This window comes from Streptomyces sp. NPDC107546 (assembly GCF_055639175.1).
This window is the reverse complement of the sequence record NZ_JBVKBA010000051.1, coordinates 17,508-35,839: the sequence shown is the minus strand read 5'-3', so window position 1 is coordinate 35,839 and position 18,332 is coordinate 17,508. Positions and strand designations below refer to the sequence as shown.

Genomic DNA, 18,332 nt, shown 5'->3' with positions numbered 1-18,332 from the left:
GAGTACATCCGGTACGCGGGCGACGCTCCGCCTTGCGATGCACCGCACCGGACGCCGCGAGCTTTCCGGCAAACCTTTCCGGCCACAGCACTAGACGCATCCTCACGCCCCGCCCGGGACTACGACCTGTCACCTGCCCCGGGCGAGGTATCCAGAAGGCATCGATCAATATTGCCCGTGTAGAAGGAGCCCGAATGGCTGGCAATCTGAGAAGCGTGACGGACGAGACCTTCGCGGATGAGGTGCTCAAGAGCGGCAAGCCTGTGCTTGTCGATTTCTGGGCCGAGTGGTGCGGGCCCTGCCGCCTTGTAGCACCGGTCCTTGAGGCGCTCGCCGCCGAGCACAGTGACAAGATCACAATCGTCCAGCTGAACGTCGACGAGAGCCCCCGCACCGCTGCAGAATACGGTGTCAGATCCATCCCCACGCTCAACGTCTACCGGGACGGCAAGGTCGTCAAGACGGTCGTCGGGGCCAAACCCAGGCCGGCCCTGGAACAGGACCTGCACGAGTTCCTGAGGTGACCGGGCACTGAAGGGGCGTACCCGCCCGCCGCCGTGCCTGCCGTGACGCGTTCTGGCAAGCGCGAGCGCGGGCGGGTCAGGTCGGCGGCGGGGCAGCTTCCAGCCTTCTCGGACGTACTGGCTGATGTGCGCGTCCGGATGACGCTGGAGGAAGTCCTGGTGCTCAGGTTCCGCTTCCCAGAAGGTGCCGGACGGAACAACCTCGATAACCAGAGTCCCTGGCCATAATCCAGACGCGTCGGAGTCCGCGATCACCGCCCCTGCAATGCGGTTCCACCACCTCGCCGCTGGTGTAGCCGACACGGGTGGCCACGACACCCGGAAACCTCCGGAGCACTCCTGCATGACCCAGTGGCAACCACCCGCCAACACAGCGTGCCCCTTTGCCGGCAGCATCTTGTGTTCCCCCTTCTGCGAGGCCGGAATCGACTGAGGCAGTCCGACACGAGACCGGCCCCAGCCGGCCAGGCCAGCGCCTTCGCCGAGTCGTGGCAGCCAGACAGGGGCCAGACTCAGCGGCGTCGAACCGCCGGCTCGTCGACCGTCAGCTGTGTGGGTGGCGGATTCCCTTCCCGGCGTCTGCAGGTGGCAGACCGGGGACACCCTGCAGGGGTTCGAACCGGTCCTGGTTGCGGCGCATTCCCGTGTCCCGGAGGGTGCCCCGGGACAGCCGGACATAGTCCGAAGGCAGCTGCGCTCAGGCATACGCTGCTGCCTGGGGAGTCCCGAGTAAAAGGAATGCGTGTACCTGCTCAGAAGCGGCGTGGAGCCGTTCGACCGAGGAATGAGACAGCTATGACCAGTAGGGAATCGGGCCCAGCAGACGACTGTCACGTCGAGACCATGGACAATCCCGACGGGCGTTTCTACGAGTTGCGCTATGGCGACCAGGTGGTGGGCATGCTCGTCTACGAGACGGTCGGCTCGCGACGCGTACTGACTCATACGACTATCCGGGAGGAATACCGCGGCCGGGACTGGTCCAAGCTCCTGATTCGTTTCGCCCTCGACGACCTCGCCGCCAAAGGAGCGACGATCACCAATTACTGCCCGGTGGTGGATCGATTTATCGAGGAGAATCCCGGATACGAGCAGCTGATCGATCTCGACCACCCCGGTAACTGGGGCCGGTCCGGGAGGTAGGAGTGCGGCGGGGCGGCCCTGAGCCCCAGGCGGCGTTTTCACTTCTCGGCTGGAGCCGATAGGCGGCCGCACAGCTGACTATGCCGGATAGACGCCTCGTCGACATCGGGCCGCTTGAATGGTGTTCTCCCGCCGGGCCGTCACCGAGGCCCCGGCACCGACAGGCCGCGGCGATCCGATGGCATGGAGGCCGTAATGACTTCACCAGACAATGTCCCGCCCTACGAAGACCTGGCCGACTCCAACCCCCTGCGTTCGCAGGAGGAGTACGACGAAGACGAACTAGGAGAGGATGTCCTGGACCGGGGTTACTCACCCGCCGATACACCCCTCGCCGTGAACGACTGGGGCGTCACTGCGAGGGAGGGCGCCTCCCACGAGGACCTCGCGCATCGGCTCAGGCGCGAGGTGCCGGAAGTCAGTGCACCGGACGAGGGCGACGGGCTGGGCGACACGATCGGCACGGACGGAGAGCTCATCGACGATCAGGTCGGCGACGAGCGCGCCGGACGCCTCCTCAGTTGGGACACGGACGTTCTCGCCGCAGGCTACGACGGCGACGACTACTGGGCGCGCGACGTGGGCATCGACAACGGTGCCGCATCCGCCGAGGAGGCGGCTGTCCATGTGGTGCCTGACGCTCAAGAGGACTCCTGAGCGCGCCATCCCCCGGCCGGGCCAGGCGCACGGGCGAGTCCGAGCTGCCCCGACCGGAGGGGCGATGAGCCAGGGAGGACTTCCTGTCACTCCGTAGCGGGTCCGGCAGGCTGTATGTCGGCCCGCCCAGGAACCAGGACAGGCGCATCCACGGAAGACCCGCCGTCGCCGGGACGGTTTACGCCCTTCCCAGCACTTCCCGCCCGGCAGCGGCTGCCAGGTCAGACGCGTCAAGCAGCCTCGGCAGGCGTTGAGGCCGGTCGGACCCACCCGCTGCGCCCAGACCAGTCGCCAGGCCCGCTGCGGAGGAACCGGGCCGGGTGCCAAGCCCTGGACTGTCCGAAGCGGGCTGACACCGCACGCCGGGCGCAGCCGGCGTGGTCTGGGCGCTGAGAGAGAAAGCGACCGTGAAAATGACGCACTTCCCAACGGAACCGGGCACCAGCAGCCAGCGGGAAAGCCCCGCCCAGCGCCGTGCGAGATTCGAAGAGGAAGCCCTCCCGCATCGTCGCACCCTCTACGCCGCCGCCTGGCGCATGACCCGCCACGCAGCAGACGCTGAAGACCTGGTCCAGGAAGCGTACGCGCGCGCGTATGCATCGTTCGACCGGTTTCATCCAGGCACGAACTTCGCGGCCTGGATGAAGAAGATCATGGTCAATCAGTACATATCTACCCGCCGTGGACAGCAGTGCAGACCGCACCTGTGCCTCTCCTCCGAGGTCGAAGACGAGCAGCTGGCGCGTCTTGGCGCCCATGCTTCCGGAGCACCGAAGTCGGCCGAGGCAGAAGCGCTGGAACGCATCGTGGATCCCGACCTCCGAGCAGCCTTCCGCCAGATCTCCCCGCCGCGCCGCCTCGCTGTGTACCTCGCAGACGCCGAGGGTCTCTCCTACCGCGAGATCGCCGAAACGATGGGGACCCCTGTGGGCACCGTGATGTCGCGCATCCACAGGGGGCGGCGGCAGCTGCGTTGGCTGCTGCGGCAGCACACGCCCGGTCCGTAGACAGCGTGACCGCCCGCCACCGGCGTGGAGGGTCGCGGGCCTGGGTGGACCGGCCTGCTCACCAGCCGGCCGCGACAGTACGGGAAGGCGCGCCCCACGACGCGCGCGAGTTGCTCGTTTAAATACGCCGGAAACCCCCGTCCGTGAAATCTCGGGATGCGCGCACGGCGAAAGAAAAACAGCGACTTCGTGTAGACGGCCTGTAGATGAGTCTCGTGATTGGCTTGTCCGCACGAGATGACCTGAGGATTGAAGGCCATGCACTCTGTGGATGTCAGAAGAACGTGCCACTCAGCTCCGGGCGGACGTGCCGGAAGCAGCGGCTGCGCCCCGGCAGCACGGCCCGCCGGGGGCCGAGGGCAACTCGACCCGGAATCCGCCGCCTGGGTGGACGCGCTCGAGGACGGCCGTGGGCCGCAGTACGAGCAGGCGTGCACGCGGCTGCACGAAATGCTGGTGCGGATTGCCATGGACGAAGTGTTTCGCCGGGGTCCTCGTTACCGGATTACCGGGCCCGAGCTGAACGATCTCGCCCACCAGGCGGCCGCCGACGCACTCATGAGGATCACACGCAAAATTCGGGAATTTCGAGGCGACGCCAGGTTCACCACATGGGCGTTCCGATTCGTCGTGCTTGAGGTTTCCAGCAAACTGGGCCGCCACTTCTGGCGTGTTTCAAATGCCCGGGTCGACTTGGACGAATGGGCGCAAGTGCCCGACCGTTCCGGTATCGACCCCGTCAGCCACTGGCAGGCGCGAGAGCTGGTCGAAGCTGTGCGTGACGCAATCCAGACACTGAGCGCCCGCCAGCGGCAGGTGTTCACCGCCGTCGTCAACGGAGTCCCCCTGGAAGCGCTGGCCAGTGAGCTGGAGACGAACCGCAATGCGCTCTACAAGACGATGTTCGACGCCCGTAAGAAACTGCGAGCTCAGCTGATAGCCGGCGGACATCTCAGCGCCGCGGGCTGATGCAGCGGCGACTACGTCGGCTCGGGCAACGCTGACCAGGCGGTTCGCCCCGCGGCCGCACACGCCCCGGAGCCTGGCAGTCGTCCCCCGGGCTGCGCCCTCAGGTACTCACCTTCCCGAGGCGCCGGAGGTAAGAAATCGCTCCGCCCGGGCGCTCACCTTCGAAGGGGCCCACGGGGGCCACCCCGGACTAACAGGGACGGCGAGCATGGCGTTCATCTCCCGCGGCTTCCACGGTCGAAAGCCGTCGGCGGGCACGAAGCTGCCTCCTGGACAGTACGAGACGACCGGGTTCCCGGTGCTGTCCGCCGGGCCTACCCCCCTCATCCGGCAGGACGACTGGAAGCTGTCCGTGACCACGGAAGCCGGGAGGCGGCACGTGTGGGACTGGGCAGGCCTGATGGCACTCCCGGCAGAGTCTCCGACGGTCGACCTGCACTGTGTGACGAAGTGGTCGAAGTTCGGCACCGAATGGCAAGGCGTGTCCCTGGACGTTCTACTCGCGGACGTGGAGACGGCCGCAGAGCACGTTTTCGTCACCTCGTACGGGGGCTACACCACGAACATCCCCCTCGCCGACCTGGTCGACGGCAAAGCGTGGATCGTCTATGGCTACGGGGGCAGCGACCTGGCACCCCAACACGGTGGCCCCGCTCGACTGCTGGTCCCGCACCTGTACCTGTGGAAGTCCGCGAAGTGGGTGCGCGAGATCAAGCTGAGGCAGAGGGACGTGCCCGGCTTCTGGGAGAGCGCCGGCTACCACAACTACGGAGACCCATGGCGAGAACAGCGGTACCAGGGAGACTAGGCGACCGGCTCCGATGGCGGACCGCCGAGGTAACGGGCCGGCGCGTGGAGTCGGCGACGGCCGTCACCCTGACACTGGACCTGACGGGCTGACCCGGGCACCTGGGCAGGCCAGGCATGGTTCGCGCACGGGAGGAGGCCGGCACCCGGGCACCGTTCCGGTTGCTGTACGCACCGCGGACCCAGTGGGACCTGCTGTACGGCTCGGAGCTCCGCGAGGGAGCACCGGGGCAAGATACGACGTACCTCTGCAGCAGAGAGGCACCCGCGGACTCACCGCGCCCGCCGGGGCGCATCACCCCGACGACTTGGTCCGCGGCGGCCGCCCCCCTGACTTCGAACCGACCTGCTGTGTCTGCAGGCCACGGCATTCGTCAAGAAGACGGCTGCCTACATGGTGCTCCTGGGATACGCACCTCAGCCAGTGCGTACCGAGCGCTTCGGCGACAGGGGAGGGTGACATGGCGTCCGTAGAGGCCGGCGGCCCAAATGTGGAAGGTACCCACGCCGGGTGTGTCGACGAAAACGCGTCGGCAGGGCCCTGTCCGAGGTTTTCGTGGTTGATGTGACCGCCGCAACGAGCCGATGCGCCGACTGAGGCTGCACTGACCGGGCCGCTGCCCGTCTACCGGCCGTGGCCGAGTCCGACGGTGCCGACTCGACCCGACAGCGGTGGATGTTGGCCCGTCGCAGCATCGGCAAGCCTGACGAGATCGCCTACTACCTCGCCTGCGCTCCGCTGGAGGCCACCGTCACCGACCTGGCCCGCGTCGCCGGGCGCCGTTGGAAGATCGAGGAGTGCTTCCGGAGCGCGAAGAACGAGTGCGGGCTGGACCAGTACGAGGTCCGTCGTTATGTGGGCTGGTACCGACACATGACGCTCACCATGCTGGCCCACGCCTTCCTTGCGGTAATGGCCGTGCAGCAGCGTGAAGCGGTGGTGACCAGGCCGACACACCCGACCTCGTAGATCTCACACCAGCCGCAATCCGTCGTCTGCTGGCAGTTGAACCCCGCCGCCATCCTGCCCGCAGCGACCACGCGATGAACTGGTCCCCATGGCGGCGTCGGCACCAGGCACGAGCCCGACGCTGTCATTACATGCGGCGCGGGCACCCGTTGGCGGGACGGCCGGCTCAAGACCGTCGGCCAACGGGTGCCCGCGCCGCTACACTCCCCACCGCCAGGCCGTTGACCAGGAGAGTACAGAAGTCCGGCTGGAGTGCTAGCGCCATTCGCGCGGCCCGACCAGGTGGAAACTCGCCCGGCCGACACGGAGCACGCCGTCTGACAGCGGCGTGCACCGTACGCCGCCCTTGCCGCGTAGCGCACGCTGCGCCCCGGGTCCGATGAGAGTGTCCATCCACGCACAGGGCCGTGCAGCGCGGTTGACGGCGAACGCAATGGGGCCGTCGCCGGTGTCGAGTTCTACGGTCCAATCGACGTAGGCGTCGATGTCGATGCCTCGGAGCAGGATGTTGCGTCGCGTCTGTTGGAGGTCGACAGCGGGATCGATGCTTGTGGGCAGGTTCTCTTCCGCCATGATGGTCACGGCCGCGTCCCGGTGAGCTGGCTGGGCGAAGTACCGGTCGCCGACGATTCCGAGATGACTGCGCACATGGATCTGCTGCACCAGCCCGCCGACAGGATCCGCTGACGGCCCCTGGGCGGGCCGTCCGGAGAACCGGTGCACTGGCGATACGAGGAGCTGCACGACCTGCACGTCGTCCTGAGGGACGTGTGGAAAACCCAAACCGAGTCAGATCCCTTCTTCCACGCGAATTGCGCTGTCTCTGCGTGCTCAAAGCATTGACGCGGACGGCCGGCTCCGGCTCAGGCGTCAGGCCGGTAGCTGGACCGTTTCCGGGTGCTGAGGCATTTTCTCCTGCGGGTCAGGACCAATTCTTCCTCATCCGCTCGCCCCAGATTCGCTACTGCTGTGCTTTGGTGACAGCCCAACTGGCGCCCTGCCGGCGGACAGGGCACGGCTTGCACACTTTCGAGCCATGTCGGAATGCTGCTGCCGTCTCCGTGGACGCGGTTCACCCCGCTCTCCCGGGAGGAGGGAACACCGTGCGGGAGTGCGGCAGCGCCCGGGGGTCGGGGTGTTCCGGAGGGGCTTTTCTCATTGCCGCGTGTGCAGCCTGTGTGTGCCGGTTCGGAGCTGGGCCGCGGTTGCTGTGAGAAGGCTGTCCCAGGACTCCTGGAACTTTGCCACGCCCTCGTCCTCCAACTGCTGGACGACTTCGGTGTAGGGGATCCCCAGGCGCTCGATCGCTTCCAGGTCGGCCCGGGCCTCGTCGTATGTGCTGCGGACATCGCTGCCTGCGGCCAGCCCCTGTGCCTCGACGGCGAGCAGCGTTGCCTCGGGCATGGTGTTCACCGTGCCGGGGGCGATCAGACCGGCGACGTACTTGGTGGCCTCGTACGCGCTGTCCTTGACGCCTGTGGAGGCCCACAGCGGGCGCTGTTTGTTCGCCCGCGAACGGTGCAGGCGGTTCCAGCGCTCACCGGAGAAGAGCTCCTCGAAGGCTTCGTAGGCCAGGCGGGCGTTGGCGACGGCGGCCCTGCCCCGGAGGGCTCTGGCCTCCGGTGTGCCGAGGGCGTCGAGGCGCCTGTCGACCTCCGTGTCCATGCGGGAGACGAAGAACGATGCGACCGAGGAAATCTGCGACAGGTCGCGCCCAGCGGCGCGGGCTTTCTCGAGGCCCGTCAAATAGGCGTCAGCAACCTGCCGGTAGCGTGCCAGCGAGAAGATCAGGGTCACGTTGACACTGATGCCCTGGGCGATGGTCTCGGCGATGGCGGGCAGGCCCGCCTTGGTTGCAGGGATCTTGATGTATGTGTTCGGGCGGTCTACGAGCCAGGCCAAGTGACGTGCCTCGGCGATCGTCGCCGTGGTGTCGTGAGCCATGTGGGGGTCGACCTCGATGGAGACGCGGCCGTCCTGGCCGGCGTAGGACGCGAGGAAAGCGGGGCGAAGGATGTCGGCGGCATCGCGTACATCCGACGCGGTGATGGTGCGGACCGCCTCCTCGGCTGACACTCCGCGAACCGCGAGCTCGGACATCCGGGCCCCGTATTCCACTCCGTGCGATATTGCGTCCCTGAAGATCGTCGGGTTCGTCGTGACGCCCACCACGTGGCGGCTGCTGATCAGCTCCGCCAGGCTGCCCGAGATGATCCGCTCGCGTGACAGGGTGTCCAGCCACACGGACACACCAGCGTCCGAGAGGTCCTTCAACGCGCTTGTCATGTTTCCCGCACCTTCCAGGGGGTGAGGCGGGCCGTGCAGGCCGTCCGAGCGTGCCCACGTCTGCGCAGCGGCGGCCCTGGCAGTGTGCCCTGCGCCCACCAGACCATCCCTACGCCGACCTGGGCTGGACCGCCGGTCGGGACGCTCCGCATCGGAGCGTCCCGACCGGCGCAGGGGTCGGTTGACCGGGGAACGTGCCGTCGGCGGCTTGTGGTCCGGCCGCGGGCCGAAAGCGCCTTGGCACAGCCCCGATCGTAGTGCGCCTTCCCGAGCAGGGGCAGGCGGTCGAGCTCCACATCGACGCGCAGTAGAGATGCCGTAGACGGCATGCTCGTCCGAAGAGGCGCCGGATACTGTCCGTGTGGCACCTCGAGGGAGACCGGTCCGGGCATTCTGTCCCCGTAGTGGCGGCGCTTTCGTGCGCCCTGAACCTGTCTGCGTGCCCGCTCGGGCAGAGTGCCGGAGGGACATGTCCTGGGCGCGCCGCTGTTCCGTTGCATCTCACCGCCGACGAGTCGCATTGGCGCAGGCGACGGGGCGTGATGGTACGACTGCCCCAGCACGGGCGCGGCGCCAGGAGCATCCGGTGTGTCTGTACGTGAGATCAGCCGAGGCTGTCTACGGTCACGAAGGGGCTGAAGGCAACGAAGTTGGAGAAGTCTCGCCCGACGCGCTTCACTGCGCTGGCGAGAGGGGCGGGGTAGCTCCAACCCACATCGTCCACGACCTTCCCGTCGATGACAGCGTTGAAGTACTGGCAGTGTCCCTTCCAGGGACACGTGTAGGGAGTCTCACTCTCGCTTAGGAGTTCGTGCGCCACTGTGCCGGGAGGAAAGTAGACGTTCCCCTCGATCATGACGATCTCGTCGTCGGACGCCTCGGCCAGCACTCGGCCCTGGATGGTCGCTCTCATAACACTCTCTCTCCTCGTCGGGCACCGCCGCGGCGTCGGCGGCAGCGGGGCGCCTGGTTCTGTGAGGGAAAGCCAGCCGTGCTGGCACTGCTCCGAGACGGGTCAGCGACCGACTCGAGCGCGCGTCTTTAGCGCTGTGGGCGGTCGAGTTCTTACGCGGCTGGACCTTTTCTTCAGGGGACCACCGTCCCAGCGACGCGCTGCAGGGTTGTCCTGGTACGCCTGATTGCAGACCGTGGGCGTTCACGCCAGAGTGGGCGCACCCAGCCGAGGTGCCGGCACTGCCCATGGCCGCGGACTGCGGACTGCCAGGGAGCAGCTGCGGCTGAGGGGGCCCTACGGCCTGTGCGAATGGAGGGCCCGCCTACGCCCGGGATGGACGCACGGGATGGGTTGGCACGTCCCGACGTGCTTCCGCCATCCAGGTCACCGGCAAGTGCCTGGTCGCTGACGCGGACGGAGACCCTCGAGTTCAAAGGGTCCTTGGATGTCCGAGGCGTCACGGGCGGCTGGGGAGCCGTGACAGGCTATGGTCGTCGGTATCTGCTCAGCGACTCCGCAGCGGTGATCAGGGAAGCACCCAGCAGCACCACGTCCTTGATCAGAAATTGGCCGGCCGGCGAGAGCTTCGGCTCTCGGCCCCGCTGGTGCCACGCCTCCGGAGTGCTGATCAGGAAACTGAGCGTGACGGTGAACATCCCGGCCGCGAGCAGGCTGCCGGCTGCCGAGACTCTGGGCGCCCACCGTCCGGTGGAGATCATCGCGGCGATCGTGATCTCAGTGATCCCGATGGCTTTGGCCAGTCTCGTCTCTCCGAGCGCTCTCAGCGGCCGTCGCAGCAGTGGGCTCGAGACGACCACAGGACGGATGTTCTCCACCTCGTAATCCTCGAACTTGAGCCGTCCGATGCTGGCGAGGTTCAGCGCGAGTCCGAATCGGCTCGCCGTTATCCCTCCGGAGTGCAACCTGGCGATAGCGGTGTGCGCGGCCATGGCATTCTCCTGTCGTCGCGCAGGCGCTGCCCCGACGGCCGGTCCGTGGTGGCGTCTGCGCTCCCCCGCCCAGCCGCAGGCCCGAGGCGGACCCTGCCCGAGTATCGTGTGTGCACCGGCCTCAACCCCCCTCAACTCGACCGAGCGGGAGGGGCTTTTCTTGGCACTTGTACCATCATGTCAAGAGCCCGCGCCGTCGGCATCCCAGGGTCGGCCGACGCGGCTGAAGCGCATTACGGTTATTGGAGGGCCGGACGCCGGCCCCAGCGTCCCAGCGCCGGCTTCGCCCCGGGCGCTGGGGGCGCCGACGTACCTAAAGCTGTGGTGTCCAAACGTCAAAGGGCAGCTTCGCGGCACGGTGGCCGGCTTCGGCTCGTGTCCGCGCGGCAATGGTGTGGTCACTGAATAGAGTTGGCGGACGCGCTCTAAGCGAGCGCTCGCCCACTCCCTCGTGCGAGGCAGGCAGGAGGCGCTGCGCCTGCGCGTCGACTTGTCGGTGTGCCGGCGGGGGTCTCAGAGGACCTGGAAGCGGGCTCCGCCGCTGGTTTCCGAGAGGCGGAGGCTGTGGACTCGCCGCTCCCGCGCCATCCAGGGGGTTGTAGGAGCCCCGCGGTCGGAGGGCTTGGGGGAGCAGAAGCGGTCGTGGTCGTCGGCGTCGACCGACCGGGTGTCCCTTGTCTGGAGCCCCTCCCGGTGTAGAGGGTGCTTCCGTCGGCGCTGAAGCCCTCCGTGGCGCGGCTGCTGCGGACGAGGCTTCCTGCGCTGAGCGCGGCTGGTACCTGTTCGCCCTGGGCTGCCGCGGCGTTCGCAGCGGATAGGCCGCGACGGCCCTTGGCCACATCATCTCGCCCGCACCGGAAACCGGCCGCTCAACGCAGCCCTACACCGCATCGCGATCCTTCAGGCCCATTACCATCCCGATGCCCGCGTCTACCTCCAGCGACGCAAGGAAGCGCGCAACACCAGCACCGAAGCCATACGCGCACTGCGACGGCGACTCTCCGACGTCGTCTACCGCGCCCTCCTCAACGACGCCCACATCGGCATTCACCACGACTCCCTTCGGCAAGCAGCCTGATTGACATAGGAGCAAGAGGACGCAACGCGGCCCCGACAGGACGCCGGGGCGAGAACGGTGGTCAAGATGCCCTGCAAGCCTGTGAACGCGACGCTGAAAGGGTGAGTGACAGTAAGAACCCTCACACGCTGGGCGCAGTTCACTGGCATACCTATTCGTCACTGGCCACCGCGGAGGAGTGTCGGCGGTTCGGGTCCCGGCGGCGGACGGAGGCTCTGGCACACAGCATGCAGAAAGACGCGCACGCGCAGCCCTCACGCGGCTGTGGCCCAGCCGAGGTACCTCACGGCGCCCCGGCGGTACGCCGGACAAAGCCCATGGCCCGTTGAGAGAGGAAGCAGATGGAGGACGACACATTGGCTCAGAAAGCAGCCCGCCTGGGGTGCGCCACGCTCGTCGACGCCATGAACCGGGTCCACGGCCACCGAGCGCACATACCCGCCATGTCGAGCCCCGACCCTCTCCGCCATCTCTTCGGGCCGGCAGCCACCATCTCCTACCTCCCCTACCGCGAGGACCTGGCGGCAGAGGGCCATGACTTCCGGTACTACTTCTACGAAGCACTCGGGAACCCGCCCGGGGCGGGCCAGGTGCTCGTGCTCTCCAGCGGAGGGCATGCCGACGTGTCCCATGGCGGGGGCACAAAGCTTGCCAGGGCGGACAGCGCCGGGCTGGCCGGCGTCCTCGCCGACGGCCGGCTACGTGACTTCGGCCAGTTGCGTGGCTACAGATTCGCTACCTGGTGCAGGGGGGAGGCGGTCCGATGGGGCGGCGACACGGTGATGCCGTACGCCTGCGCTGTGGCTGTTGAGATTTCCGGTGTGTGCGTGAGCCCCGGCGACTACATCTACATGGACAGCGCCGGTGGCGTCGTGATTCCCTCCGCCAGCCTGCGGCGGGTGCTTGCCATCGCCGAGGACATCTCAGCCGAGGAAGCGGAGGCCGCGAAGGGCATCAGGAGTGAACAGGCGCAGCCGGGTGAGTAGCGGCGCAGACCCGCGGGGAGTGGCGGCTGCTGGAGGCCCCTTCCCCTCGTGCCCAACACATACGAGGTCAGCACCGTCCCGAGTTGGACGCCCCCCTGGCTCTCACGAGGTCCCACGCGGTGCCGACGACGGCGACGTCGCTCGCGAAAGCCCAGACCGCCAGGTGTTCGTCACCCAGCGTCACGGTGCACGCGACCGACCAGTCGACCGTCGCCGGACGCGACGGCGCCAGGACGATCCTTGCCGCCTGGAAGCACGCATCCACATCCGTGCCCGGCCTGTCGAGGGCGACCTGCAAGGCAGAGTCGCCGCTACGGGCCGGGCACGAGCGATGGGGGCAGCTTGGGCAACCCGGTCCTCGTCCTCCCGTCCCGGTCGTGAGGGGAGGCAGCGCGGCTCGCGACGGGCGGCCGCTTCTGACCACCACGTCAACGGTCCGCCCGTGCACCGCGCCCTGGGAAGGCGCTCACCCGCGGCCCTCGCACTCCTGCGACACGGTAAGAATCCGGGCGATGCGTGGCGCGAATAGGTAAAAAGAGACACTCCAGCACCGTCTGGGAGGTAGGCATGCCGGAGTACAGCAAGAGCCCACAGCGCATCTCACAGCTCACCGACCAGCAGTACCGTGTGACCCAGCGAGACGAGACGGAGCCCCCGTTCTCCAACGCCTACTGGGGCAACAAGGCACCCGGCATCTACGTGGACGTCGTGTCCGGGGAGCCCCTCTTCGCTTCGATCGACAAGTACGACAGCAGGACCGGCTGGCCCAGCTTTACGAGGCCTCTGGAGTCCGGCCACGTCGTCGAGAGGCCCGATATCAGCCACGGCATGGTCCGTGTCGAAGTACGGTCGGCTCGAGGGGACAGCCACCTCGGGCATCTGTTCCCGGACGGGCCCAGCGACCGCGGAGGACTGCGGTACTGCATCAACTCCGCCTCGCTGCGCTTCGTCCCCCTGGAGGATCTGGAGCAGGAGGGCTACGGCCAGTACCGGAGCGTCTTCGAGACGACGGAAGAGGACGCCGCCGAGAGCCGATGACCGGCAACCAGGGCAGGACCGCGGAGCTCGAAGGGCATGGCGGCTCGGCGCCCCGTCTTGCGGCTCGGGGCCCAGCAGGGCCCCAGCCGATACCCGTGTACAGCAGTACGGAAAGCGCTCATGTGCTGCGGCGCCCAAGGGGTCGAGTCCCCGCCACGGGTCGGAGGCGGCCAACACCAATGGAGCAGACCCCCTCCAATGGGATCATCTTCGCCGCGGTGAGCCAGAGGACGCCCGCCGGACCTCACGAGCAACGGAGCCGTCGGGCCAGGGAGAAGGAGCGCACAGTGACCAGGAACATCGACAACCTGCACCCGGAAGACGGCGCCATCGTGCCGCCTGAGCAGATCCCCACCGCTGTCACCGCAGGCCGCCTGGCCTACGGCGATGGCACGACCCAGACCTTCCAACCCGACGGGAGCACCTCCTACTTCGAGGCAGGACGCCAGACGGAGGGCACCTGGTCCGTCGACGAGAATGGGCGCTTCTGCTCCTTCTGGCCGCCCTCCTACCAAGCGTCCTACGATCTGCGCTGGGTGGTGGAAGGGGGAGCAGTCGTCGGCCTTCGGTTCTCCGACCTGAGGAGCGGTACCTGCTTCGACGGCCGTTTCCAGTAGCCCCAGGTTCCGCTTAAGGTGGCCATGGGTGGCTCAGTCGGCGCCGACGGGGATCGACAGTACTGTGATGCCGCTCGTGTCCAGCCAGACCGTCTCCGGTGCGCGCACCAGACGTAGCATGACTTGTCCACACTGCTGGCAGCGGGCCACCAGTCCCGGTGCCTGGCGGTATACGTGCAGGCGTGCGACGGGCCCCGTGTTGCTGCAGTGCGCGCACTGGCTGGTCGCTGCTGTCAGGTCGACCGCGAAGAGTTCGGCCAGAGGGCCGGCCAGTGCGTTGCCGTCGATGTAGCCGCCCTCTGCGTCGCGTGGGATACCGGCGGTGTCTGCCGGTGTGCCTGCCGTCATCTCAGTCTTCTCCTCCGCCGAAGCGCTCTGTGCGGACTCGCTCGGGGTCGTGTCCGAGGAGCACCAGGTAGGCAGCTGCCTTCTCGACGAATGCCGTGGGTCCGCAGACGTAGCAGGTGGGCGCGAAGTCCGGTGGCCATCCGTGGCGTGCCAGGTCGTCGGGTGTGATGCGGCCCGGGGGTCGCGCGGACTGCTGTGGCGCTTCCCGGGTGTAGAGGCGTGTGACGTCGACCCCTGGTGTTCCTTGGCGGATTTCTGGCCCGTACAGCAGCTCGGCCGGCGATCGCAGAGAGTACAGCGCCCGGAAGGGAGCCCGGCTGTCGGCTGCACGCCGCGAGCGGATCATGCACATCAGCGGCACCAGCCCGGAGCCTCCGGCCACGAGCAGGACCGGTTCTTCCTGCTCCGGCTGCCAGACGAACCAGCCTCCGACCGGTCCCCGCAGTTCCAGCTGGTCGCCGGGCATGAGCTCGTCGACCAGGTAGGGCGAGACCTCGCCCTCAGAGACGCGCTGTACTGTCAGTTCCAGGCGCGTTCCGTCCGGGGCCGAGGCGATGGAGTAACTGCGTTGTGTGCTGTAACCGTCTTCCGCGGTCAGCCGGATGTCCACATGCTGGCCTGCCAGATGGCCGGGCCATTCCGGCACCTCCAGCACCAGCGTGACGGCCGTCGCGGACTCAGCGCGACGTTCTGTCACCTCGGCGACCCTCCATCGGAGCCGGTCGCCTAGTCTCCTCGATACCGCTGTTCTTGCCACGGGTCTCCGTAATCGTGGTAGCCGGCGCTCTCCCAGAACCCCGGGATGTCCTTCTCCCGCAACTCCAGTCCGTGCACCCACTTCGCGGACTTCCAGAGGTAGAGGTGCGGGACGAGCAGTCGGGCCGGACCGCCATGCTCGGGGCCGAGCGGCCGGCCGTCGTAGCCGTACGCGATCCAGGCCTTGCCGTCCAGAAGATCCTCCAGCGGGAGGTTCGTGGTGTAGCCCCCGTAGGAGGAGACGAGGACGTACTCGGCAGCCGTCTCGACATCGGCGAGCAGGACGTCCAAAGACACCCCCTGCCACCGGGTGCCGAACTTCGACCACTTGGTCACGCAGTGGAGGTCTACCGTCGGGGTTTCCGACGGCAGCTTCATGAGGGCGGCCCAGTCCCAGTTGTGCCGCCTCCCGGTCTCCGTGGTGACGGACAGCTCCCACTTGTCTGTGCTTATCCACGGCGTGGGCCCGGCCGAGAGGACCGGAAAGCCCGTGGTCTCGTACTGTCCGGGTGGCAGCTTCCTGCCCGCGGGCGGCCGTCGGCCGTGGAAACCGCGCGAGATGATCGCCATGCTGGCCGTCCAATCGGCTCGTCGTAAGCAGGGCTAGCGCCCCTAAAAAGTATCAGCGACGCGGAACACACGCCTCTTTTCTTCCTTCTCTCCCACAGCCCTCAGCGGCCCCTCCGGCCTTCGGTGCGACGTCGGTCCAGACATTGCGCAGTCAGAAGTGCCCGGCGGCCGCCGATTGAGCGCGCAGCTTCCTGCGCACCCTGGCTGCCTGTCTGACGGCTGCGGCCGCCAGACAGGCCTTCCCCTCGAGCGCGGCGCGGCGTCCTGGTCACGGCCGGGGCGGCGGCGTTCACCCGGATACCCTCGCCCGCCAGCTCGATGGCGAGGTTGTGCGTCAGCGCGTGCAGACGCGCCTTGACCACGGAGCAGGCCGTGGACGGCGTGGCCCCGGTAGCCCGATGACCCTCCCCTGAAACCTCACCAGTTGTCAGGGGCGCCATACGGTGGAGTCCACACGGTCACGTGGAGCATCACTGATCTGGTGAAAGCTGAGTGCATCCGGCCCTGCGCCCGACTTGCACGCCGCCGCGAGCGAGGTAGTCGCGAGAGGTCGCGATCGCGCCGGCGGTGAAGCTGAGGTTGCAACACTTCCAGCAGCTGTTTCCCCAAGCACTCTCTTAGCAGCAACGTACGTCGCGCCCACTACATTTTCGGTACCTGAGAGTCCTTTTCATTGATCAAGCTACCGTCTGCGCCGGGGCCGCGTGGCAGCCGCGGCCCGCCGCGCCCGCCCAAGACTGCACGTCAGACCGGCCGGATCGGGCGCGTTCGATGGGCAGCTGCCTGGCGTGACCGGCCGACCCGACGCCTCGCGGACACACGAGCGAACCCTTCGCGTGGGGCGCCCTTGAGAGCCTCACTGCACCAGAGCCGCCCGTCACGGTCAGGGCGCTGTCGGCTTCGCCCGCCGCCGACGCGCTAGCTGTATTGATCACGAGTGTTGTTGACGCCGGTCAGGCTTGATCATGGCGAAGACCTCCGTTGTGGTGGAGCTGTCTCGGAACGCATGGCACAGAGGTCTTCGTGTCCCGCCGTAATGCCCGGCTGACCGTTCACGGCGGCGACTACTGGTCGAGCGTGTCCGTCAGGCCGTCCCGTCGCGCATGTGGCCGCCGCGATGGGTACCTCCCGGACTACAGCACCCAAGTGGGTACGTTGCTGGAGGCAGGAGTGGCAGGCCGGCCGGCCGACCGTTCCAGCCGACCCGACAGGACGCCACATCGGACTGCGGCAGCGGGGGAGGAGCGGGTCTGCCGCCTGCGGCAGGAGCGCGAACTGGGCCCGGCTCGGATCGGGCCGGTCCTGGGCCTGCCCGCCTCGACCGCCCGCCGGACCCTCGCCCGGCACGGTCTGAACCGCCTGGCCCTCTCGGATCGGCCCACGGGCAGGTCATCCGCCGCTACGAACGCAGCCGGCCCGAGCTGGTCCACGTGGACGTCAAGAAACTCGGCCGCATCCCCGGCGGCGGACAGTGGCGAGTCCATGACCGTGCCGCCTGCCCCGACCGCCGCCGCACCATTTGCTACGACTACATCCACGCTTCAGGTCAAGAACCTAGCGGGCCGACTCATCATCTTCGAGGCTTCGGCCGCTGCGGTCCTCGGGAGCTGCCGCGAATGTCCTGACGTGGGCGATCGCCATGTCGAGTGCGACTCGCATCGGGTGTACGTCCCGAGCGGTCTGGGATAGGAGGTACCCGCCCTGCAGGGCGGCCATGAGGCCTGTGGCGAGCGCCTGAGTGTCAGCGTCCGGCCGTAGCACCCCGGAGTCCCTCATCCTGACCAGGCCCGCCTCGATGAGGCCCTGCCAGACGGTGAAGTGCCGGTCGATCGCCTTGCGGGCCTCCTCGTCCCGGTCGGCCAGCTCGCTCGCCAGGGATCCAAGCGGGCAGCCGTAGGCCCCGTTGTGCAGGGCGTTTCGTTCGATGACTGCGTCCCTCCAGCGCTCCAGCCCACGGATGGAGTTGAGGCGCTGCAGGTGTCGTTGATGCCGTTCCAGCACTTCGGTGGCCTGCAGCGCGACGACGTCGCGCATCAACGCTTCCTTGTCGGGGTAGTGGCGGTACAGCTGCGACTTACTCGTTCCGCTGGCCGCCCTGACGTCGTCGAGGGTGGTCATGGCGACTCCCCTGACGTGCATCATGTCGGCAGCGGCCCTCAGGATGCGCTCGCGGGTTGCCCGCCCTCGCTCAGTCAGCCGGGAGCCACTCTTCTCGCGCGCCTGTTCCGCCACGTCGGTCAGGTTACCTGTCCGGACGGTAGCAGGACCAAAGAAAGGACCTCAAGGTCCTTTTTCTGGCTCCCTTGATCCGGTGCCCCGCCGCCGCGGGGGCCGGGGCTGTCGAGGGGCAGATGGGCGACGTCCAGGATGCCCGTGTCGTCCGCGTCCCGGGCCAGTCGCGTGTGCAGCCCCTCCATGAGCGGGCTGCTGGGCACGGCTGTCCTGTCGCAGAGGTTGCGGATGCCGGCCGCCGCCGCTCTGCGCGCCACTGCCCAGGGCGGACAGGAACGTCTCGGACCAGGCCTCCTCTGCATCCCGCCGGCTTGCCACAGCCAGGACCACCCGGCACACGGCGGGCCCCTGGTCCGCCACAACGTGTTCGAACGGCGGCTCGCTCACGACGGGTAGACGCTCGGGACGCCTGGAATGCGGGGGTCACTGGGGCGCGCGG

Annotated in this window: 20 protein-coding genes and 3 pseudogenes; 11 read left to right on the top strand and 12 right to left on the bottom strand. The window is 67.7% G+C overall.

What is annotated here, in order from left to right; genetic code table 11:
- Window positions 1–194 precede the first annotated feature (194 nt).
- Window positions 195–524, top strand: a complete 330-nt coding sequence (gene trxA / locus ACZ7L1_RS36760) for a thioredoxin (RefSeq protein ID WP_471443739.1) — start codon at window positions 195–197, stop codon at window positions 522–524.
- Between the two features lie 84 nt (window positions 525–608).
- Here the strand turns inward: trxA and ACZ7L1_RS36755 are convergent.
- A pseudogene (locus tag ACZ7L1_RS36755) lies at window positions 609–920 on the bottom strand (peptide-methionine (S)-S-oxide reductase); the annotation flags it as partial.
- Window positions 921–1,367: 447 nt separating this feature from the next.
- Between ACZ7L1_RS36755 and ACZ7L1_RS36750 the strand changes: the two are divergent.
- From ACZ7L1_RS36750 to ACZ7L1_RS36725, 6 genes and pseudogenes are all read left to right on the top strand, one after another.
- Complete coding sequence (locus tag ACZ7L1_RS36750; protein WP_471443737.1) at window positions 1,368–1,667, top strand: GNAT family N-acetyltransferase; 300 nt, start codon at window positions 1,368–1,370, stop codon at window positions 1,665–1,667.
- Window positions 1,668–1,862: 195 nt separating this feature from the next.
- Window positions 1,863–2,324: a DUF5709 domain-containing protein gene (locus ACZ7L1_RS36745; RefSeq protein ID WP_471443735.1), complete on the top strand. Its 462-nt coding sequence runs from the start codon at window positions 1,863–1,865 to the stop codon at window positions 2,322–2,324.
- A gap of 377 nt (window positions 2,325–2,701) precedes the next feature.
- On the top strand, window positions 2,702–3,331 hold the full coding sequence (locus ACZ7L1_RS36740) for a sigma-70 family RNA polymerase sigma factor (protein ID WP_471443734.1): 630 nt from the start codon (window positions 2,702–2,704) through the stop codon (window positions 3,329–3,331).
- A 387-nt stretch (window positions 3,332–3,718) separates the two neighbouring features.
- Entirely contained in the window at window positions 3,719–4,300 is a 582-nt protein-coding gene (locus ACZ7L1_RS36735; RefSeq protein ID WP_471443732.1) for a sigma-70 family RNA polymerase sigma factor, read from the top strand.
- A 208-nt stretch (window positions 4,301–4,508) separates the two neighbouring features.
- Window positions 4,509–5,108 carry a molybdopterin-dependent oxidoreductase gene (locus ACZ7L1_RS36730; protein WP_471443730.1) on the top strand — a complete coding sequence of 200 codons (600 nt, stop codon included), beginning with the start codon at window positions 4,509–4,511 and terminating at the stop codon, window positions 5,106–5,108.
- A 759-nt stretch (window positions 5,109–5,867) separates the two neighbouring features.
- Window positions 5,868–6,155 (top strand): annotated as a pseudogene (locus ACZ7L1_RS36725) (IS701 family transposase); the annotation flags it as partial.
- A 177-nt stretch (window positions 6,156–6,332) separates the two neighbouring features.
- Here ACZ7L1_RS36725 and ACZ7L1_RS36720 read toward each other — a convergent pair.
- From ACZ7L1_RS36720 to ACZ7L1_RS36700, 5 genes are all read right to left on the bottom strand, one after another.
- Window positions 6,333–6,830, bottom strand: a complete 498-nt coding sequence (locus tag ACZ7L1_RS36720; protein WP_471443728.1) for a molybdenum cofactor biosysynthesis protein — start codon at window positions 6,828–6,830, stop codon at window positions 6,333–6,335.
- A 402-nt stretch (window positions 6,831–7,232) separates the two neighbouring features.
- Window positions 7,233–8,363, bottom strand: a complete 1,131-nt coding sequence (tal, locus tag ACZ7L1_RS36715; RefSeq protein WP_471443726.1) for a transaldolase — start codon at window positions 8,361–8,363, stop codon at window positions 7,233–7,235.
- A 604-nt stretch (window positions 8,364–8,967) separates the two neighbouring features.
- Window positions 8,968–9,276, bottom strand: coding sequence for a DUF427 domain-containing protein (locus tag ACZ7L1_RS36710; RefSeq protein ID WP_471443725.1), 309 nt, complete (start codon window positions 9,274–9,276; stop codon window positions 8,968–8,970).
- A 527-nt stretch (window positions 9,277–9,803) separates the two neighbouring features.
- The gene (locus ACZ7L1_RS36705) at window positions 9,804–10,268 is read right to left on the bottom strand and encodes a YkgB family protein (protein WP_471443723.1); all 465 of its coding nucleotides are present in this window, start codon (window positions 10,266–10,268) and stop codon (window positions 9,804–9,806) included.
- 880 nt (window positions 10,269–11,148) lie between these two features.
- Window positions 11,149–11,322 (bottom strand): hypothetical protein, encoded by a 174-nt coding sequence (locus ACZ7L1_RS36700; protein ID WP_471443721.1) that lies wholly within the window; start codon window positions 11,320–11,322, stop codon window positions 11,149–11,151.
- A gap of 365 nt (window positions 11,323–11,687) precedes the next feature.
- Between ACZ7L1_RS36700 and ACZ7L1_RS36695 the strand changes: the two genes are divergently transcribed.
- From ACZ7L1_RS36695 to ACZ7L1_RS36685, 3 genes are all read left to right on the top strand, one after another.
- Window positions 11,688–12,332 (top strand): RraA family protein, encoded by a 645-nt coding sequence (locus ACZ7L1_RS36695; protein ID WP_471443719.1) that lies wholly within the window; start codon window positions 11,688–11,690, stop codon window positions 12,330–12,332.
- A gap of 567 nt (window positions 12,333–12,899) precedes the next feature.
- Window positions 12,900–13,370, top strand: coding sequence for a peptide-methionine (R)-S-oxide reductase MsrB (gene msrB, locus ACZ7L1_RS36690; protein ID WP_471443717.1), 471 nt, complete (start codon window positions 12,900–12,902; stop codon window positions 13,368–13,370).
- A 287-nt stretch (window positions 13,371–13,657) separates the two neighbouring features.
- Window positions 13,658–13,987 carry a hypothetical protein gene (locus ACZ7L1_RS36685; RefSeq protein ID WP_361789687.1) on the top strand — a complete coding sequence of 110 codons (330 nt, stop codon included), beginning with the start codon at window positions 13,658–13,660 and terminating at the stop codon, window positions 13,985–13,987.
- A gap of 33 nt (window positions 13,988–14,020) precedes the next feature.
- Here ACZ7L1_RS36685 and ACZ7L1_RS36680 read toward each other — a convergent pair whose 3' ends face one another.
- From ACZ7L1_RS36680 to ACZ7L1_RS36665, 4 genes are all read right to left on the bottom strand, one after another.
- On the bottom strand, window positions 14,021–14,335 hold the full coding sequence (locus ACZ7L1_RS36680; RefSeq protein ID WP_471443714.1) for a DUF6510 family protein: 315 nt from the start codon (window positions 14,333–14,335) through the stop codon (window positions 14,021–14,023).
- Window position 14,336: 1 nt separating this feature from the next.
- Complete coding sequence (locus tag ACZ7L1_RS36675) at window positions 14,337–15,092, bottom strand: ferredoxin reductase (RefSeq protein WP_471443712.1); 756 nt, start codon at window positions 15,090–15,092, stop codon at window positions 14,337–14,339.
- Window positions 15,062–15,661, bottom strand: a complete 600-nt coding sequence (locus ACZ7L1_RS36670) for a sulfite oxidase-like oxidoreductase (protein ID WP_471443710.1) — start codon at window positions 15,659–15,661, stop codon at window positions 15,062–15,064. The genes ACZ7L1_RS36675 and ACZ7L1_RS36670 overlap by 31 nt, the downstream gene beginning before the upstream one ends.
- A gap of 101 nt (window positions 15,662–15,762) precedes the next feature.
- On the bottom strand, window positions 15,763–16,101 hold the full coding sequence (locus ACZ7L1_RS36665; RefSeq protein WP_471443708.1) for an SDR family oxidoreductase: 339 nt from the start codon (window positions 16,099–16,101) through the stop codon (window positions 15,763–15,765).
- A 583-nt stretch (window positions 16,102–16,684) separates the two neighbouring features.
- Here ACZ7L1_RS36665 and ACZ7L1_RS36660 point away from each other — a divergent pair.
- Window positions 16,685–17,220, top strand: a pseudogene (locus ACZ7L1_RS36660) (leucine zipper domain-containing protein); the annotation flags it as partial.
- Here ACZ7L1_RS36660 and ACZ7L1_RS36655 read toward each other — a convergent pair.
- Complete coding sequence (locus tag ACZ7L1_RS36655; protein WP_471443706.1) at window positions 17,216–17,893, bottom strand: TetR/AcrR family transcriptional regulator; 678 nt, start codon at window positions 17,891–17,893, stop codon at window positions 17,216–17,218. The pseudogene ACZ7L1_RS36660 and the gene ACZ7L1_RS36655 sit on opposite strands and share 5 nt — an antisense overlap.
- A gap of 5 nt (window positions 17,894–17,898) precedes the next feature.
- Window positions 17,899–18,150, bottom strand: a complete 252-nt coding sequence (locus ACZ7L1_RS36650; RefSeq protein ID WP_471443704.1) for a hypothetical protein — start codon at window positions 18,148–18,150, stop codon at window positions 17,899–17,901.
- Window positions 18,151–18,332 lie beyond the last annotated feature (182 nt).

What these genes read in the sequence shown, in the direction of transcription:
- trxA (WP_471443739.1), top strand. Translation starts at nt 195, where the DNA reads ATGGCTGGCAATCTGAGAAGCGTGACGGACGAGACCTTCGCGGATGAG.
- ACZ7L1_RS36750 (WP_471443737.1), top strand. Translation starts at nt 1,368, where the DNA reads ATGGACAATCCCGACGGGCGTTTCTACGAGTTGCGCTATGGCGACCAG.
- ACZ7L1_RS36745 (WP_471443735.1), top strand. Translation starts at nt 1,863, where the DNA reads ATGACTTCACCAGACAATGTCCCGCCCTACGAAGACCTGGCCGACTCC.
- ACZ7L1_RS36730 (WP_471443730.1), top strand. Translation starts at nt 4,509, where the DNA reads ATGGCGTTCATCTCCCGCGGCTTCCACGGTCGAAAGCCGTCGGCGGGC.
- tal (WP_471443726.1), bottom strand. Translation starts at nt 8,363, where the DNA reads ATGACAAGCGCGTTGAAGGACCTCTCGGACGCTGGTGTGTCCGTGTGG.
- ACZ7L1_RS36710 (WP_471443725.1), bottom strand. Translation starts at nt 9,276, where the DNA reads ATGAGAGCGACCATCCAGGGCCGAGTGCTGGCCGAGGCGTCCGACGAC.
- ACZ7L1_RS36705 (WP_471443723.1), bottom strand. Translation starts at nt 10,268, where the DNA reads ATGGCCGCGCACACCGCTATCGCCAGGTTGCACTCCGGAGGGATAACG.
- ACZ7L1_RS36695 (WP_471443719.1), top strand. Translation starts at nt 11,688, where the DNA reads ATGGAGGACGACACATTGGCTCAGAAAGCAGCCCGCCTGGGGTGCGCC.
- msrB (WP_471443717.1), top strand. Translation starts at nt 12,900, where the DNA reads ATGCCGGAGTACAGCAAGAGCCCACAGCGCATCTCACAGCTCACCGAC.
- ACZ7L1_RS36680 (WP_471443714.1), bottom strand. Translation starts at nt 14,335, where the DNA reads ATGACGGCAGGCACACCGGCAGACACCGCCGGTATCCCACGCGACGCA.
- ACZ7L1_RS36670 (WP_471443710.1), bottom strand. Translation starts at nt 15,661, where the DNA reads ATGGCGATCATCTCGCGCGGTTTCCACGGCCGACGGCCGCCCGCGGGC.
- ACZ7L1_RS36665 (WP_471443708.1), bottom strand. Translation starts at nt 16,101, where the DNA reads ATGGCGCCCCTGACAACTGGTGAGGTTTCAGGGGAGGGTCATCGGGCT.